This window comes from Spirosoma sp. (genome assembly GCF_026391055.1).
GTDB lineage: Bacteria > Bacteroidota > Bacteroidia > Cytophagales > Spirosomataceae > Spirosoma.
This window is the reverse complement of record NZ_JAPLET010000026.1, coordinates 764,686-780,932: the sequence shown is the minus strand read 5'-3', so window position 1 is coordinate 780,932 and position 16,247 is coordinate 764,686. Positions and strand designations below refer to the sequence as shown.

Genomic DNA, 16,247 nt, shown 5'->3' with positions numbered 1-16,247 from the left:
GGGCGTTGTTACATCGGACTTGCCGCTGTATTTTTCCTGATCAACTACTCGCGTTTTGTTTGCAGCAAACCTGTTTGCAGCATGGGTACGTGGGGTGTGACCTCACCATCGCTCAACCGAATTTTTTCGATCTCGCGTATCACATCAATAATGCCCTTCAGCGGGATTTTAACCCACGATGGGCGGTAGCTAATTTCGTAGCCCAGTTCATATACGGCCTTTTCGAGCAGGTAGATCAGGAGCAGGAAATTGATTTCGCTGTTGTTTTTGAAAAGCGGATGCGGGGCACCAAATACGTCCAGATAAGCATCCAGAAAGGTGTCTCGAATTAGGTAGAACCACCGGTCCGATACGCGCTGTAGGTGTTCGGGGTCGAGGTCATCCGTTTCGACCGAGTTGAACAGCTTGGCCGAAACAGCGTAATGGTATGATCGAATCATACCCGCTACGTCTTTCAGCGGTGAGTGCTTAATCTTTCGTTCGGCAATGCTGCTTTCTGGCTCACCTTCAAAGTCGATGATGACAAAGTCGTTTTCTGTTGCCAGCACCTGCCCCAGGTGATAGTCGCCGTGGATTCGGATGCGTTGCGAACTGAGCGGGCGAGTGCGGAAGTCGGCGATGAAGGTGTCGATCATCTCTTTAGCTTCCATAAATACCCAGGCCAGCCGCTGCGCCTGCGGGTCGAGTTTAGTATAGTTGTCGATAAGCAACGCGTACCGGCGTTCGAGCAGGTCTTCCAAGCGTTTGATCATGAACTCGCGGTACTCGTCCGTAAACGGCTCGGGTTCGAAAGCCGGATCGGTGGGGGCGTTGGGTTTGGAGGGTTTGTACAGAGCGCAATGCATCTCGCCCGTCCGGCGGCCCAGCAGTTCGACCTTATCGAACACATCTTCCCGAATGGCAAACAGCCGTTGTGGAACGGCATACAGAAAATCGTTGAGGTAATCGCCGGTTTGCATCCACGAATCCTTGTCGTTGGGCACCATTCGCTGCACCATTCCGAGCGTAATATCCGGCCGATCATTGCCCTGCCAGATAATGCTGCCACCGAAAGCCGGAATGTGGTCAAAGCTGCTTTCGTCGGTCAGAAACGCTACCATATCGACTTCCGGGTTCGTTTCCTGAAAGAGTTTTCGGTAGAGCTTCAGGAAATATTTATCGCCAAAGGTCATTGCCGAGTTGCTTGAGTCGACGGGCAACACCCGCGATGGAAGCAACTCGTCGCCCTCATCAAGACCCTTCCCTCGGTGAAACGTCAGGGTTCCATCGGTTTGCGGCATTGTCTGGTTCTGATAAATGGCCGTAAAAAGCACGGCTCGGAAGCGTTCGTCGTAGATAGCGTCGATGAGCATCCCAGTTTCTTTCCCAATGGTTATGTCGTCACTGATACGGGCCTTTTCCGGAAGAGAGGCTGGCTGAAACGACAGCGTATGTGTGGTATGATCGGTCAGGAAAGAAATGGGTAATAAATATGTTTCAGGCCTGCCATCGGCATAAGTCGCTTCAAGAATGAGAAGGTAAGCGATATCGCCATCAGAAAGCGCCAGGGTGTGAACCGTTTTTACCGAAAAGCCGGTTTGTGGTCGGGCCTTCCCCGCAAACCAGCGACAGGTATTGACATAAGGTGGCAACAGGGTTTGCGCCAGCATTGCCCAAAATTGGGGGTCTGAGTGGCTATCGCGCCAGGCAGTATCAGAGGTCATGGGTTGCGAAATAAGCATGAGTAGCGTGCATAGTTACCATCTAGTCAAGCAGTTTTTACACGCTATTGTTTTTTTAGCTTGCTCGTGGTGAAGGTCAAAAACTTCTTGAATATATAATATAAAACTACTTAAGTATACTAAGGGTTTGTAGGTGTAGGGTAAAACACCTTACGTTCGCCATTGACATAAACAGGTGATATTTAGCGGTTAAGTCTGAGAATCAGGCGTCCTTATCCAGATTCGCTCTTAACCCGTATGGTCGCTTACAATTACCCAGCGATTGTTGATTTTTCGCCAGAGTAAGGTAAAGTACCCTTCTGCATTGCCAAGTTCGGGTCGGGTCAGGTGGAAGCGGCCAATGACGTAGGCAACACCGGGAGAGGGGAAGGTCAATTCCAGAATATCAAACTTAAGCGTGCCCATAGATGCCCGGCTTGGGTAACGCTTCTTGTAATTGGCGAGCGTTGGCTGATAGCCATACGTGATACCGGCCTTACCAATGAACGTAAGCGAGTCAGAATCCCAGTAGGCCATCATAAATCGGTCAATACGTCCGGCATTCCAGTCATCGGTTTGCCGTTTCAGGGTTTCCAGGATGGCCCGTCGTTCGCGGTTATCGGCCACTGTCTGCGCTGTAGGCTGACCCAATGCCGATACTGCCAGCAAACAAAGTAAGGCTAATTGAAAGACTTGTTTCATATAAGGATGGGTTTTGACTAAAGCTATGATATACATTTCATAACCCAAACAATGTTGGTGAATCGAGTGGATTTTTGCGTTATTCGCTCATTCAATGCTAACCGATTTCCTGCTTACCAGGTTATGAGATTACAAAACAAAGTTGCCATTATTACCGGAGCCGCCCGGGGTATAGGACAGGCTGCCGCCGAGGTATTTTGTCGGGAAGGCGCCACCGTTATTATCTGGGATTTGCTGGATGAAGGAGAGGCTACGGCTCAGTCACTGCGCGACCAGGGGTTTTCCTGCACGTTCCAGCATGTCAGCACGACCGATGTGCCTGGTATTGAAGCAGCCGCCCGCTCTGTACACGAGCAGTATGGCCGGATCGATATTCTGATCAACAACGCCGGAATTACGCGGGATAAAACCCTGCTGAAAATGTCGTTTGCCGACTGGCAGCAGGTGATCGACGTGAACCTGACGGGCGTTTTTAACTGCACAAAAGTCATTGCGCCCTACATGGTAGAGCAGAAATACGGACGTATCATCTGTACCTCGTCGATCAACGGGGTGCATGGAGCCTTTGGCCAAACGAATTATGCCGCTGCCAAAGCCGGTATTATCGGCATGGTACGGTCATGGGCCAAAGAGCTAGGCCCGAAAGGAATTACGGCGAATGCAGTCGCACCGGGTTTTATCCAAACGGCCATGACAGACGCCATGCCCGACGACGTACGCAATCAGGCCGTGGCAACCATTCCAGTTCGGCGCATTGGCAAACCACAGGACATCGCCAATGCGTATTTGTTCCTGGCGTCCGACGAAGCCTCATTTGTGAACGGACATGTACTAGCCGTCAACGGCGGGCAGGCCCTGTAGGTTGTGGAGCTGAAACCAAAAGCTGAATACCGAAAACCACCCGTTATCTTTGTACCCGTATCTAGCGTAACAAATCATGAAAAAGGTCAGGAAGTTTTACAACGATTACAAACCATACATCTTCTCGGATGGTTGGTACTATATTTTTATCGTTGTTTTTATTTTAATCTTATTTATTTTCTTCTCCTGAGTGAGCAGTCGTTCGGCCGTTCTGGCCATCATCAATCCGCTATCGGGTACAACGTCGGTTGCCCAGAAAGCTCTGCTTCAGGATGCGTTCATGCGTCGTGCTGAAGCGCTCGATTACGCACCCGAAGCCATCTTTACCACGCATCCCGGTCATGCTACCGAACTAGCCGCCGATGCCGTGAAGCGGGGTGTCAATCGCGTACTGGCCATTGGGGGCGATGGTACCATCAACGAAACCGCTCAGGCCCTTCGTCGGTCGGCTACGGCGCTTGGCATTGTACCCATTGGCTCCGGCAACGGGCTGGCCCGCCATTTGGGCGTTCCGCTCGCCCCGCTGAAAGCCATCGAACGAGCCCTGACCGGCCGACCGGTGGTCATTGACAGTGGCGAGATAAACGAGCATCCTTTCTTCTGTACTGCTGGGCTCGGGTTTGAGGCTTATGTTGCGCACGCGTTCGCCCGGCAACCCATTCGTGGACTGCCTACTTATGTCCGCACGGCATTCAACGCATTCATGGGGTATAAGCCCTCCGTGTTTTTGCTGGATGGACAGGAGCAGAAGCTTTTCTCACTCACCTTTGCCAACGCCGGGCAGTTCGGGAATAACGCCTGGATGGCCCCCACCGCCAATATTGCCGATGGTCGGCTGGAGCAGTGCGAAATTCGCCCATTCCCAACCCAGGCAGCGGGCATGCTCACCTGGCGGCTATTTAATAAGACGCTCAATCAGTCGTCCTACTGGCGCGGAAAGTCCGTTACCAAGGCAACCGTAGAGGCAGACGGGCCCATACTGATTCATGCCGATGGAGAGCCGTTAACGCTGGCAGCCGGTCAGGTCAATGTCCGGGTACTGCCGGGGAGTTTGCTGGTGTTGCTGTGAGCCTGATGGTTAGACTAGCTGTTGGTATTGATCACCTTACCAGGGTAATACTTCCTTTGTTGGTTTGTCTGCTTTGAGAAACAAACTTGAATTTTATCAAATACGGATAAACCCCAACAGGGCAGGCTTCGCCTTTATATTTTCCATCCCATTTGTTATCCGGATTTGTGGTTTGATAAATAACCTCACCCCATCGGCTGAAAATGGTCAACTCGTATTCTTCCAGTGAACAGTTTTGGCTTTTTACGGGTGAAAAGAAATCATTAACTGTATCATCATTAGGCGAGAAAGCCTTTGGCGTATAGAATAGGCAAGTCGAAGAAGGTGGTGTGTCGCAGGGGATGATATTGATGGTCTTTTCCAGCGTTCTGGTACCGCAGTTAAAGTTCACAACTGCCTTTATAGTATATGCACCCGGATTTAAAAATTGGTGTGATGCAGACGTGTTTGTTGCTGTATTATCCGTTCCGGAAGAAGGATCGCCGAAATCCCAGGTAATTGAATTGACTAAGGCTGATGTGACCAGAGTGAACGGAATTCTGTTTGGCAAACAGCTGTCCTGTGTCGATATAATGCCATTACAGCATAAGCCAACAGAAAGGCGTCTGCAAACGGTAGCGACAGGGGAGCCCGGCTCCTGAAACGAAACACAAACGTTGTAAACACCGGCACTGCTAAACGTATGCGTGGGAAATGGAGAAGGGCTGGCACCGGTTATCGTTACTGTATTTCTGGTGCCGCTTGCCGGGTCGCCAAAGTTCCACGAAAAGTAGGGCGAACTACTCGTGCCTTCCGCCTGAAGAGCAAGTGTCTGACTGGTACAGGTGTCTCCGCTTATTTTAATGCCTCTGATTTGCGCATTGGCTACAGTACAGAAGGCTAAAAGTAAAGTTGGTATAGCTAAGAGGGTATACATTCCCTTTTAAGTTAGGTGAGTATTTTAAGCGGCTCATCACGGCTTCCCGTTCGAATTTTCGGGCAGTAGGTCGAATACTCGTTAATTTTTTGGTTAAGTCTTTCCTCCAGATACCTGTTGCTACCTTTCAGCTCCAGAGCGATTTGTAATGACTGTGTCTGATAGGCCTGTATTTTTTCGGGCGACCAGTGGGCGGGTGGAGCCTGTAAATTGGTAATCCGATCGGCCAGTTTTACGGTCCATACTTCTTTGGGAAGCTTTTTGATTCGGGTCAGGCTGTCGGCCATTTGCTCAGCTTTAGGAATGTCTTTGTCTTTGGTCAACGCCAGTACTGCCTGCGCCACTTCACTACTGAAAGTTTCCTGTAACTCCTCGAACGTAGTATTTGTATCTTCCAGGGTATCATGCAGTAAGGCAACCTGAATAGCATACTTTAGGTCGAAGTCTTTAGTTTCCTGAGCCGCCATCAGGATTTCCATAACAACGTTGCTCAGGTGTACAACATACGGCAGATTTGTTCCGGGAATAGTCTGACTCGTTTCGCCATGCTTTCGGGCGGCAAACTTTATCGTTTCCTGGTAGATAGATTGCATGTCCATAGCTTTCTTAAGCGTGTATAGTAATTGATGGATTATCAGAGTATTATTTCATTTTTGGTCGTAGATTCCTGTATCAGGTAGAAGTCTGCGCCGGACTTCAAGTTACTTTATTCAAACCAAATTGGGAAGTGGTTTACCATGACTAACCCTACTCAGTAGCTACACTACAGGCCTAATACACGAAAGGATGTGAATTCAGTCGGGTTTTTCATGAACAAGCCCGATATTTGTCAAACCAAAACCATTCCGACAACGAGCGAGTCATTGCCCGGCGTCTTTCTCTCTAATGTCTCAAAAAGTAGTTCTCGCCTTTAGCGGAGGTCTCGATACCTCCTTCTGTGTTAAATATTTGTCTGAAGATCGCGGCATGGATGTCTATTCGGTGCTGGTCGATACGGGCGGTTTTTCGGATGCCGAGCTCAAAGCGATTGAGGAACGGGCCTATTCATTAGGAGTTAAATCGCATGTGACGATCTCGAAGACAGACGACTATTACCAGCAATGCCTGAAGTTTCTGGTGTTCGGTAATGTCTTGAAAAATAATACGTACCCGCTGAGTGTGAGCGCCGAGCGGATTTTTCAGGCCATTGCTGCCGCTGAATACGCCCGCGAAATCGGCGCGTCGGCCATTGCCCACGGAAGCACTGGTGCCGGTAATGACCAGGTTCGTTTCGATATGGCGTTCCGGATCATTGCGCCTGAAGCCGAAATCATCACCCCAATTCGGGACCTGCGCCTGTCGCGTGAAGCCGAAATCGAATACCTCAAAGCAAAAGGCGTTGATCAGGAGTGGCACAAAGCCGCTTACTCGATCAACAAAGGCTTGTGGGGTACATCCGTAGGCGGTAAAGAAACACTGACATCCGATCAGTTTCTGCCCGAATCGGCCTGGCCAACCCAGGTAACGAAGTCGGAGCCGGAAACGATTACGGTCACGTTTCAGCATGGCGAGATAAAAGGTATTTCCGGCGCATTTGGCGACGAGACGTATAATAACCCGGTCGATGCCATTAGGAAACTGACCGAACTGGCCGGTCCGTTCGGAATTGGCCGCGACATTCACGTTGGCGACACCATCATTGGTATCAAAGGCCGGGTTGGGTTCGAAGCGCCCGCGCCCCTCATCATCATCAAAGCGCACCATACCCTCGAAAAACACGTGCTCGGCAAATGGCAGCTATACTGGAAAGAGCAGTTGGCTAACTGGTACGGTACCATGCTCCACGAAGGCCAGTTTATGGACCCCGTCATGCGCAACATCGAGACCTTCCTGGCCGATTCGCAGGCGCATGTGTCGGGTAAAGTACATGTGCTGCTGGCACCCTACCGGTTCCAGGTAATGGGTATCGAGTCGGATCATGATCTGATGTCGTCGAAATTCGGTTCGTATGGCGAAATGAACAATGCCTGGACGGGCGACGATGTGCGAGGCTTCTCGAAAGTAGCCTCCAATCAGGTGATGATCTACGAGAAAATCAACAACCAGTGATTGGAAAAGCGCGGAAATATTGCGCTCCCCGGAGCATTGCCTATCCATTACAACTGCTTGATATAGTGGTGGATGCCTACGCCAGCAAGTCTGCGCGTAGGCAGGATAGCTTGCCCGTTACCGACGAGCCAGCCATTCTCCTGATGACCTCTGGACATTTGGGCGATGCGCTGATTCTGTCGTACACATTTCCTCTCATCCGGCAGCAGTACCCCAATGCCCAGATTGACGTACTGGCCGGTAGCTGGTGCGACCCCATTTGGCAGGATAACCCGTACATACGGCGGGTTATCCACCTCAATCATGTCGGAACCAGTCGTCGGTCGCTGTCTAAACTACAGAAATGGCAGGATTTCTGGCAGACGACGAAAGCAGCCGTAAAAACGCTCAGCGACACGGTCTACGATTATTCGGTTGATATTCGCTTCTCGGATTCGCCCATGCATTTTATCCTGCCTTATCTGAAGGTCAGGCGAAAAATTGGCTATGGCACAAGGGGATTCGGCGGTCTGCTCGATGATGAGTTTTTCATGCCGGATGGCGAAGTTCATAACTTTGACCTGATTCTCCGACTTCTGAAGCCGATGGGAATTGAGGCCAGTCTGAAAACTGTTGAACCGTACTTTGTTCATCCACCTCAATCGACGGAGCAGTTGTGGGCTAAACTGAATAGCCCGGTACTAGCGAATAAACCCATCCTGATTTGTCCTGAGTCCGGAGACCCCATTCGGATGTTGTCGGTCGACTACTGGTGCCGGTTCGCAAGCCAACTGCTTCAGGAAAGCCCAAATCCATTAGTGTTCAGCGGGCAGAAAGCCTTCACGGCGGAGTTATACGAACGTGTTCGTGACGCGAATCCAGTGGCTGCTGACCGGTTGATTCCCGCCGTCAATAAATTAACCCTTCAGGATATGGCCAGCCTGAGCGAACAGGCGTATGCCGCCTTTACGCTCGACTCGTTGCCCATGCATCTGTGCTGTCTGGGTTGCCCGACTTTATCGTTTCAGAAAAGTGGGGTAGGCATTCAATTTTTTCCCATTGCCAGCAAGCCAACTTTGGTAATACACAATCATGAATTAAGTCGCTCATTAACACTTGACCGGTCAGGATTTGAAAGCGAATACGTGACGGTCTTCGATGAAAGCGTATTGAATCGGGCACTGGTCTGGTTTCGGGCCATTGGCGAGCAGAGTCGGGCGTCGACCAGGTAGAATCCAGTATGCATAACTGATGTCAGGAGCGTATACTGACACAACATTGAATCAATAAAGGAACATGGTCGTTCAGAAAATATGGAAAAAATAAACGTTGGTATTATTGGCGGAGCCGGTTATACAGGTGGCGAGCTACTGCGTATTCTGATCAATCACCCGTTTGTGAATGTGGCCTTTACACACAGCAAAAGTCAGGCAGGAAAACCCGTTTGGGCCACGCATACCGATCTGCTGGGTGATACCGACCTCACCTTTTCGGGTGAAGAAATTAGCGAATTGCTGGCACAGAACGGGCTGGATGCTATTTTTTTGTGTTCGGGACATGGGGCGTCGGCAACGTTCATGGCGGAGCACGAGGTGTCTGACGATATTGCCGTGATTGATCTCAGTGCCGATTTTCGGGACGAACACGACGATTTCGTGTACGGCTTACCCGAACTCAACCGGGAGCGTATTCAGGAAGCCATGCGCATTGCCAATCCCGGCTGCTTTGCCAGCAGTATTCAGCTGGCGCTGCTGCCCCTGGCGAAAGCCGGCAAACTGACCGACGATGTCCACGTAAGTGCCATAACCGGCAGTACGGGCGCAGGGCAGGCGCTTGTGCCTACAACCGGCTTCACCTGGCGCAACAACAACGTTTCGATCTACAAAGCCTTCACGCACCAGCACCTGGCCGAAATACGCCAGAGTTTGACGCAGTTAGAACCTGATTTTGCGGCCGCCATCAATTTCATTCCTTACCGGGGCGATTTTACGCGGGGTATTATGGCCAACGTCTATACGCCATTTACCGGAACGCTCGAAGAAGCCAAGCAACTATACCGGTCCTTTTACGAAAACCACCCGTTTACCCATGTTAGCGATGCGCCGGTGGATGTGAAACAGGTCGTAAACACCAACAAATGCCTGGTTCATCTGGAAGTCCACGACGGGCAGTTGTTGATCACAAGCGTAATCGACAACCTTACCAAAGGAGCCTCCGGTCATGCCGTCCAGAACCTCAATCTGGTATTTGGTTTGCCGGAAGACACCGGGTTGCGCCTGAAGTCAGTAGCATTTTAGTAATTCAGACTATCAACATGTTACTGACGGAACGCCTGCTACTTACCGAGTTTACGGTCGACGATGCTGCTTTCGTGCTGACGTTGCTAAACACGCCATCATGGCTTGAGTTTATTGGCGACCGTGGCGTACGAACGCTTGACGATGCCCATCAATACATTGTTAACGGACCGCTGAAGAGTTACGAACTGATGGGTTACGGGTCGTATGTAGTCAGGCTGAAAGTTACTGAGCAACCCATTGGCATGTGCGGTTTGTTCAAGCGCGAGACGCTGGATGCGCCTGATATCGGGTTCGCGTTTTTGCCCGGTTATACCGGAACCGGATACGGGTTCGAAGCGGCATCGGCGGTGATAGCCTACGCCCGCGAAACGTTTGGATCAAGTCGTATTCTGGGATTTACGAGTCCTGCAAACCAGCCGTCCATCCACTTGCTCGAAAAACTGGGGCTGCGTTTTGAGCGAAAATTCATGTATAAGGCTGACGGCGAGGAGAGTTTGCTATTTGGTACGCCCGCTATCGACGTATAGCATTTTCTGACCTTCCTGCCATTTTGCAAACTCTTTCCGATACACCGTATGACGGTTTAGGTCGGGTTGAAACGTACGGCCAAATGCAACCTTCTCCGCAGCTTCATCCAGTGTTTTTACCATACCGATGGCTTTCATCGTCAGTAGTATAGCACCCATCGAGCCGCTTTCGTTACTGGCGTTAAGCCGTACAGGAACGCCCGCCATATCGGCTAACATTTGCACCCAAAGGTCCGACTGAGCAAAGCCTCCGTTGGCATGGATAACCTTGGCTGGTCCGGTGTGATCAATCAGCAGTTCATTGATGCTAAGTAGATTGAATAAAACTCCTTCCAGAGCGGCTCTTACAAAGTGAGCTCTGGTATGCTGCCAGTCGACATTGAGGTAGGCCCCCCGGACTGAAGCGTCCCATAACGGTGCCCGTTCACCTTGCAAATAGGGTAGAAACAGTAAGCCATCCGAGCCGGGGGCTATAGTGGCGGCCTCGGCCAAAACGGCGTCTGTATCCTGTAAAGTCAGTTTTTCGGTGAGCCACTCCAGTACGTTGCCCCCGTTGTTGGTAGGCCCGCCAACTACGTAATAGCCTTCATCCAGAAAATAACAAAATAACCGAAGTTCAGCATCGCGCAGTGGTTTTCGGACCGTTTGGCGGATGGCTCCGCTGGTACCGATAGTGAGCGTGGCCGTTCCGGCTTTGATAGCCCCCGCACCCAGATTGGCCAGACACCCATCTGATGCGCCAATGACCAGTGAAACGCCCGCCTGAAGTCCCGTTCTGGCTGTTTCTGACCGTGGTTGGTACGAACGCTGGAAAGTCGTTGGAACGGGCTTCGATAACTGGTCGGCCCGGACACCGCCGTAGTTCAGCGCTGCTTCGCTCCATTCCTGCTTGCCTTCGTTAAACAGTCCCGTAGCCGTGGCAATGGAGAAATCAACTTCAAACTGACCGGTTAATTTATGCCACAAAAATTCCTTGATCGAGCCGAAACGGGCCGTTCGGCGCAGCAGTCGTGGGTCATTTTCGCGGAGCCAGGCCAGTTTGCAAAGCGGAATCATGGGGTGAATGGGCGTTCCGGTTTGTGCGTAAATCGACTTCCCTAATTCCGCCTGCGTTGTCCGTAAGGCTTTGGCCTGCTCCTCGGCCCGGTTGTCGGACCAGAGAATGGCATTCCCGATCGGCGATCCGTCGTCGTTCATGGGCAGCAGGCTGTGCATGGCCGTACAAAAAGCCACATGTGTAATGACATGACCACCCTGCGCGACTTCTCGACTGACTTCAGCTATGACCTCGACAAAAGCCGCCCAGATTTCGGACGGGTCCTGTTCGGCATAGCCGGGTTCGGGGTTGAGGGTCGTAACGGGGGCGGAGGCATGGGCCAGAATCTGGCTTAAATCCGGCGGCATGGCCAGCGCTTTTATATTCGTCGTTCCGACATCAACACCAACAAAACAATTCATAACCCTTTATAACTTGTAAAACGACACTGCATTCGCACCAAAGACTTTTGCCCGGACCTCCTCTCCCCAATTGACAACGTATTCATCAACCAGTGTTCTAACCTGTGTGTAGTTGGCAGCTACCAGACATACGGGCCAGTCGGAGCCAAACATGAGCCGGTCGGGGCCGAAGTTCTCAAAGACAACATCCAGATAGGGAAAAAAGTCTTTTTTGCTCCAGTTATGCCAGTCGGCTTCGGTGACCATACCGGAGAGTTTGCACGAAACATGTTTGTTCTTGGCGATCTCGGCCATGAAGTTTGACCAGCGGCTAATCTCTTTTTTCTGAATGTAAGGCTTGGCCAAATGGTCGATCACAAAGTTGACGTTGGGCACTGATCGCACCAACTGCAAAGCCGCTTTTAGTTGCGTCGGGTAAATCAAAATATCGTACGTTAGACCAAAATCGGCTAACTGTCGAATGCCATCCATAACGGCAGGACGGGCCAGGAAGTCATCGGGTTCGGCCTGCGCCACGTGCCGGTAGCCTTTGATCTCTTGATGCTGAGAAAGCGCCTGTAATCGCTCTGGCAACTGGTCTGACTGCAGATCAACCCAACCAACAACACCTCTCACAATGTCGTACGTCTGGGCCATCCGAACCAGAAACATCGTTTCTTCTTCCGACTGCGATGCCTGAACAGCCACGCACCCATCAATCCCATTCTCTTTCAGAACAGGCTCCAGATCAGCGGGCAGGAAATCGCGTTGGATATTGGCCATATCGTCCGTAATCCAGCTATCCCGAACCGGATCGAAGTGCCAGAAATGTTGGTGAGCGTCGATTGTCATACGTTGCTAATGAGGAATGTAAAATGGATAATGTAAATGGATAATGAAGAATAGTCCACTGGTTGTTTATTCTTCATTATTCATTTACATTATCCATTATTCACTAGTTATTGATAGCTAATGGCTGTCTGCTTCTGTTCGCCCAAGCCTTCGATACCCAGTTCGACTACGTCGCCGGGTTTCAGGTACCAGGGCGGGTTCATGCCCAGACCCACGCCAGCGGGTGTGCCAGTCGAGATAATATCGCCGGGCAGCAGCGTCATGAACTGGCTGATGTAGCTGACCAGTGTTGGGACATTGAAAATCATGTCGTCGGTATTCGAATCCTGTAGGCGCTTGCCATTAATGCTGAGCCACAGGTGAAGATTATTTGGCTCGGGGACTTCATCAGTTGTCACTAAGTACGGTCCCAGTGGCGCAAAGGTGTCGGCGCTTTTCCCTTTTACCCACTGTCCACCGCGCTCCAGCTGCCATGCCCGTTCGCTGTAATCGTTGTGCAGCGCGTAACCGGCAATGTAGTCCATAGCCTCGTCCAGTTCGACATAGCTGGCCCGTTTGCCAATGATGATGGCTAGTTCAACTTCCCAGTCGGTTTTTTCGGACCGCTTTGGAATAACAACATTGTCGTTGGGGCCGCAGAGTGCCGTAGTTGCCTTAAAGAAAAGAATGGGCTCGGCGGGTGTGGCAGCACCGGTTTCGGCGGCATGTTTGGCGTAGTTCAGACCCACACAAACGATTTTCGACGGGCGTTTGATGCACGGGCCAAAGCGTTCATCGATCGATACTTCGGGGCAGGTATGAGCGTGGGCCGTCAGCCAGTGCGCCAGGCGTTCGGGGCCATTGCTGGCAAAAAATGATTCGTCGTAATCTTCGCCAAAGTGCGTTACGTCGATATGTTGACCGGTGGGTAATACAACACCAGGGTGTTCGTGGTCGGGCGAGCCGAAGCGGAAGAGTTTCATGAAGAAAGAAGATTCTTTAAACGAAAAGCAGACTAGACTGCAAGTTTAACCATTCTGCCGCAAACCTAATGGTTTACTGTGGAATGATTGCTCAATGGCACTAAACGCTAAATAGCAGACGCACCGGCATAGCCTAGGCTATGCCGGTGCGTCTGCCGGTCTCTGCCCGGTTTATCTGATTGAGCGCATTAGACCGGGCAGTTTAGCTTAAAAGTTCGGGATGACTTACGTTTATAATGCCTTGATGAGAATATTTTGTGTTCTAGCTGTTCAGGCGGGTAAAGCCACCATCGAGGGGGTAGTCGCAGCCAGTGACGAAGCCAGCTTCATCGGAGCAGAGATATAAGGCCAATGCGCCTACTTCGCCGGGGGCGGCCATACGGCCGATGGGTTGGGTTTTCGATAACTTCTCGAACATTTCGGCTTCCTGTCCTGGGTAGTTCTTCGCGATAAACCCATCCACAAAAGGCGTGTGTACGCGGGCGGGAGAGATGCAGTTGCACCGAATGTTGTCTTTCAGGTAGTCTTTGGCTACGGACAACGTCATGGTCAGCACCGCTCCTTTGCTCATCGAATAGGCAAACCTATCGGAGAGGCCAAGCGTGGCGGCTACCGAGGCCATGTTCAGGATGACGCCCCCTCCATTGGATTTAAAATGCGGAATAACAGCATATAAGCAATTATAAACACCTTTCACATTGATGCGGAAAATTCGGTCGAAATCAGCTTCCTGGGTTGTATCGGCCTTGCCAATGTGCGCCACACCAGCGTTGTTAACGAGAATGTGAATGGACGATTCGGCCGCTATCTGGCCAATCAGGGCCACTACTTGCGCCTGATCGGACACGTCGACCGTGTGAGCATACGCTTTTCCGCCAGCCGCCGTAATATCATCGGCCACCTGCTGCGCCAGCTCGCCGTTAATTTCGAGAATGTGAACCGTTGCGCCCGCCTGAGCGAACGTCTGAGAAATAGCCAGTCCAATACCACTGGCCCCGCCCGTAATCAGCGCGGTTTTGTTGTTGAGAGAGAACATAGAGAGCGAAAGAGCGAAAAAAGGAAAGAGTGAACGTTCAGGCGCAGATTATAGCGCTCTTTCACTCTTTCCTTCTTTCGCCAATTTAGAGTGAAACGCCCCGTTTCCAGGGGATGAAATCGTCCTGCCCCAGCCGTTCGGCCTGGGTAATTACTTCGCCCGAGGCCAGCTTGATAATATATTCCAGCATGGCGTTGGCATTTTGTTCGATGCTTTGCTCTCCATCGATGATGGGCCCGCTATCGAAGTCAATAACATCCGGCATCCGGTTCTTGAGGATGGTGTTCGTCGATACTTTCACAACCGGGCAAACAGGGTTACCTGTGGGCGTACCAAGGCCCGTTGTGAACAGGATGACATTGGTGCCGGAACCCGCCATACCGGTTGTGGCTTCAACGTCGTTACCGGGCGTACAGAGTAAGTTAAGACCAGGCTCGGTAGCGCGTTCGGCATAATCCAGCACATCGGCTACCGGTGCCGTTCCCCCTTTCTTAGCCGCTCCGGCAGATTTGATAGCATCTGTAATCAAGCCATCTTTAATATTCCCCGGCGATGGATTCATGTCAAAGCCCGATCCTACCGCTTCGGCCTGAGCCGAATAGTCACCCATCAGGGTTATGAACTTCTGGGCTTTATCGGTATCGTCGGTGCGATTGATTAGTTCCTGTTCAACGCCGTTCAGTTCCGGAAATTCGGCCAGCACGGTCTTGCCGCCCAGCGTTACCAGAATGTCGGACAGTTGCCCGAGGGCCGGGTTCGCCGAAATGCCGGAGAACCCGTCGGAACCGCCACACTTCAGCCCAACTGTCAGCGCACTGAGTGGCGCGGGTTTACGTTCGAGTTTATTGATTTCGACCAGCCCCAAAAATGTTTGTTTGACGGCCTCCGACATTAGAGCGTATTCCGTACCCGCCTGTTGTTCGAACAGTAGCAGGGGTTTGTTGAACTTAGGATTCTGCCGTTTAATTTCGGCCGAGATCATGTCTGTCTGTAAATGCTGACAACCAAGGCTAAGTACGGTAGCTCCGGCCACGTTAGGGTTATTGATAAACCCGGCCAGCAGCGAACACAAATAAGCGGAGTCCTGTCGGGTACCGCCACAGCCCATTTCATGCGTTAGAAATTTGATACCGTCTACGTTCTTGAAAGGACGATTTACCTGATGTTGGCTCGAAGTAAGCGTCTGATTCTGGGATTCATCGACAAAAGGCTGCATCTTTTTAGCAACCTCCATTTCGCCGGCTTTGTACAAACTCAGCAGCTCGTGAACCTGCACTCGATAAGTTTCGGGCTGCGCATAGCCAAGCTCCCGCTCAAAGGCATCTTTCAGGATCAGTACATTACGGTTTTCGCAGAATACGAGTGGCACCACCAGCCAGTAGTTTCGGGTACCAACGCTGCCATCCGCCCGATGATACCCCATAAACGTCCGACCTTCCCAGGCTGAAACGTCGGGGGGCTGCCAGGCATACGACTGCTTTTTGTCGAGTCCGTACGTATCTGCATCATGTTTGAGATTGAACGTTGTAATGGGTTCGCCCCGGCGAATTGGCTGGGTTGCCTTGCCAACGAGTACCCCGTACATCGTAATTGGATCGCCGGGCTGACGGTCTTCGGTCACAAATTTATGTTTGGCCCCAACGGCATAGGGTAGCTCGTAGAGGGTATTCCCAAACTCTATTTGTTCACCAGCCGACAGGTTGCGCAGGGCAACAATGACATTATCGGCAGGATGAACTTTTAACACACGGGCAGGCATCAGCAAAAGGATTATTTATAGTAAAGAGTCTCATTCGTTCGAAATATACCACCTCTGCG

At 51.3% G+C, this 16,247-nt stretch carries 15 protein-coding genes; 6 read left to right on the top strand and 9 right to left on the bottom strand.

The annotated features are described in order from the left end of the window. Positions 1-44: 44 nt before the first annotated feature. Both NT073_RS26700 and NT073_RS26695 read right to left on the bottom strand, forming a co-directional pair. Positions 45-1,721, bottom strand: a complete 1,677-nt coding sequence (locus NT073_RS26700; protein ID WP_297379832.1) for a putative maltokinase — start codon at positions 1,719-1,721, stop codon at positions 45-47. A gap of 228 nt (positions 1,722-1,949) precedes the next feature. Further along, the gene (locus tag NT073_RS26695) at positions 1,950-2,402 is read right to left on the bottom strand and encodes a nuclear transport factor 2 family protein (protein WP_297379829.1); all 453 of its coding nucleotides are present in this window, start codon (positions 2,400-2,402) and stop codon (positions 1,950-1,952) included. Positions 2,403-2,525: 123 nt separating this feature from the next. Here NT073_RS26695 and fabG point away from each other — a divergent pair, with 123 nt between their 5' ends. After that, entirely contained in the window at positions 2,526-3,263 is a 738-nt protein-coding gene (gene fabG / locus NT073_RS26690; protein WP_297379827.1) for a 3-oxoacyl-ACP reductase FabG, read from the top strand. Positions 3,264-3,453: 190 nt separating this feature from the next. Next, the gene (locus NT073_RS26685) at positions 3,454-4,332 is read left to right on the top strand and encodes a diacylglycerol kinase family protein (protein ID WP_297379825.1); all 879 of its coding nucleotides are present in this window, start codon (positions 3,454-3,456) and stop codon (positions 4,330-4,332) included. 31 nt (positions 4,333-4,363) lie between these two features. Here the strand turns inward: NT073_RS26685 and NT073_RS26680 are convergent, their stop codons facing one another. Together NT073_RS26680 and NT073_RS26675 are read right to left on the bottom strand one after the other, a co-directional pair. Next, positions 4,364-5,248: a gliding motility-associated C-terminal domain-containing protein gene (locus tag NT073_RS26680; protein WP_297379822.1), complete on the bottom strand. Its 885-nt coding sequence runs from the start codon at positions 5,246-5,248 to the stop codon at positions 4,364-4,366. An 11-nt stretch (positions 5,249-5,259) separates the two neighbouring features. Next, positions 5,260-5,841: an HD domain-containing protein gene (locus NT073_RS26675; protein WP_297379819.1), complete on the bottom strand. Its 582-nt coding sequence runs from the start codon at positions 5,839-5,841 to the stop codon at positions 5,260-5,262. A 292-nt stretch (positions 5,842-6,133) separates the two neighbouring features. On the opposite strand from NT073_RS26675, the gene NT073_RS26670 reads away from it, so the two are divergent. From NT073_RS26670 to NT073_RS26655, 4 genes are all read left to right on the top strand, one after another. Further along, on the top strand, positions 6,134-7,336 hold the full coding sequence (locus NT073_RS26670) for an argininosuccinate synthase domain-containing protein (RefSeq protein WP_012925023.1): 1,203 nt from the start codon (positions 6,134-6,136) through the stop codon (positions 7,334-7,336). Then, positions 7,333-8,547 (top strand): lipopolysaccharide heptosyltransferase family protein, encoded by a 1,215-nt coding sequence (locus NT073_RS26665; protein ID WP_297379816.1) that lies wholly within the window; start codon positions 7,333-7,335, stop codon positions 8,545-8,547. Before NT073_RS26670 ends, NT073_RS26665 begins: the two co-directional genes overlap by 4 nt. Before the next feature lie 81 nt (positions 8,548-8,628). Further along, a complete protein-coding gene (gene argC, locus NT073_RS26660) occupies positions 8,629-9,612 on the top strand; it encodes an N-acetyl-gamma-glutamyl-phosphate reductase (protein ID WP_297379813.1) in 984 nt (327 codons plus the stop codon). Between the two features lie 17 nt (positions 9,613-9,629). After that, the gene (locus tag NT073_RS26655; RefSeq protein WP_297379810.1) at positions 9,630-10,142 is read left to right on the top strand and encodes a GNAT family N-acetyltransferase; all 513 of its coding nucleotides are present in this window, start codon (positions 9,630-9,632) and stop codon (positions 10,140-10,142) included. On the opposite strand, the gene NT073_RS26650 is transcribed toward NT073_RS26655, so the two are convergent. From NT073_RS26650 to NT073_RS26630, 5 genes are all read right to left on the bottom strand, one after another. Further along, positions 10,113-11,600 carry a gluconokinase gene (locus NT073_RS26650; RefSeq protein ID WP_297379807.1) on the bottom strand — a complete coding sequence of 496 codons (1,488 nt, stop codon included), beginning with the start codon at positions 11,598-11,600 and terminating at the stop codon, positions 10,113-10,115. The two genes, NT073_RS26655 and NT073_RS26650, sit on opposite strands and share 30 nt — an antisense overlap. A gap of 6 nt (positions 11,601-11,606) precedes the next feature. Further along, complete coding sequence (locus NT073_RS26645; RefSeq protein WP_297379805.1) at positions 11,607-12,431, bottom strand: amidohydrolase family protein; 825 nt, start codon at positions 12,429-12,431, stop codon at positions 11,607-11,609. A gap of 107 nt (positions 12,432-12,538) precedes the next feature. Further along, positions 12,539-13,393 (bottom strand): fumarylacetoacetate hydrolase family protein, encoded by an 855-nt coding sequence (locus NT073_RS26640; RefSeq protein ID WP_297379802.1) that lies wholly within the window; start codon positions 13,391-13,393, stop codon positions 12,539-12,541. A 262-nt stretch (positions 13,394-13,655) separates the two neighbouring features. Continuing rightward, positions 13,656-14,429, bottom strand: a complete 774-nt coding sequence (locus NT073_RS26635; protein ID WP_297379799.1) for a glucose 1-dehydrogenase — start codon at positions 14,427-14,429, stop codon at positions 13,656-13,658. Positions 14,430-14,514: 85 nt separating this feature from the next. Then, positions 14,515-16,188, bottom strand: coding sequence for an altronate dehydratase family protein (locus NT073_RS26630; protein WP_297379796.1), 1,674 nt, complete (start codon positions 16,186-16,188; stop codon positions 14,515-14,517). Positions 16,189-16,247: the final 59 nt, after the last annotated feature.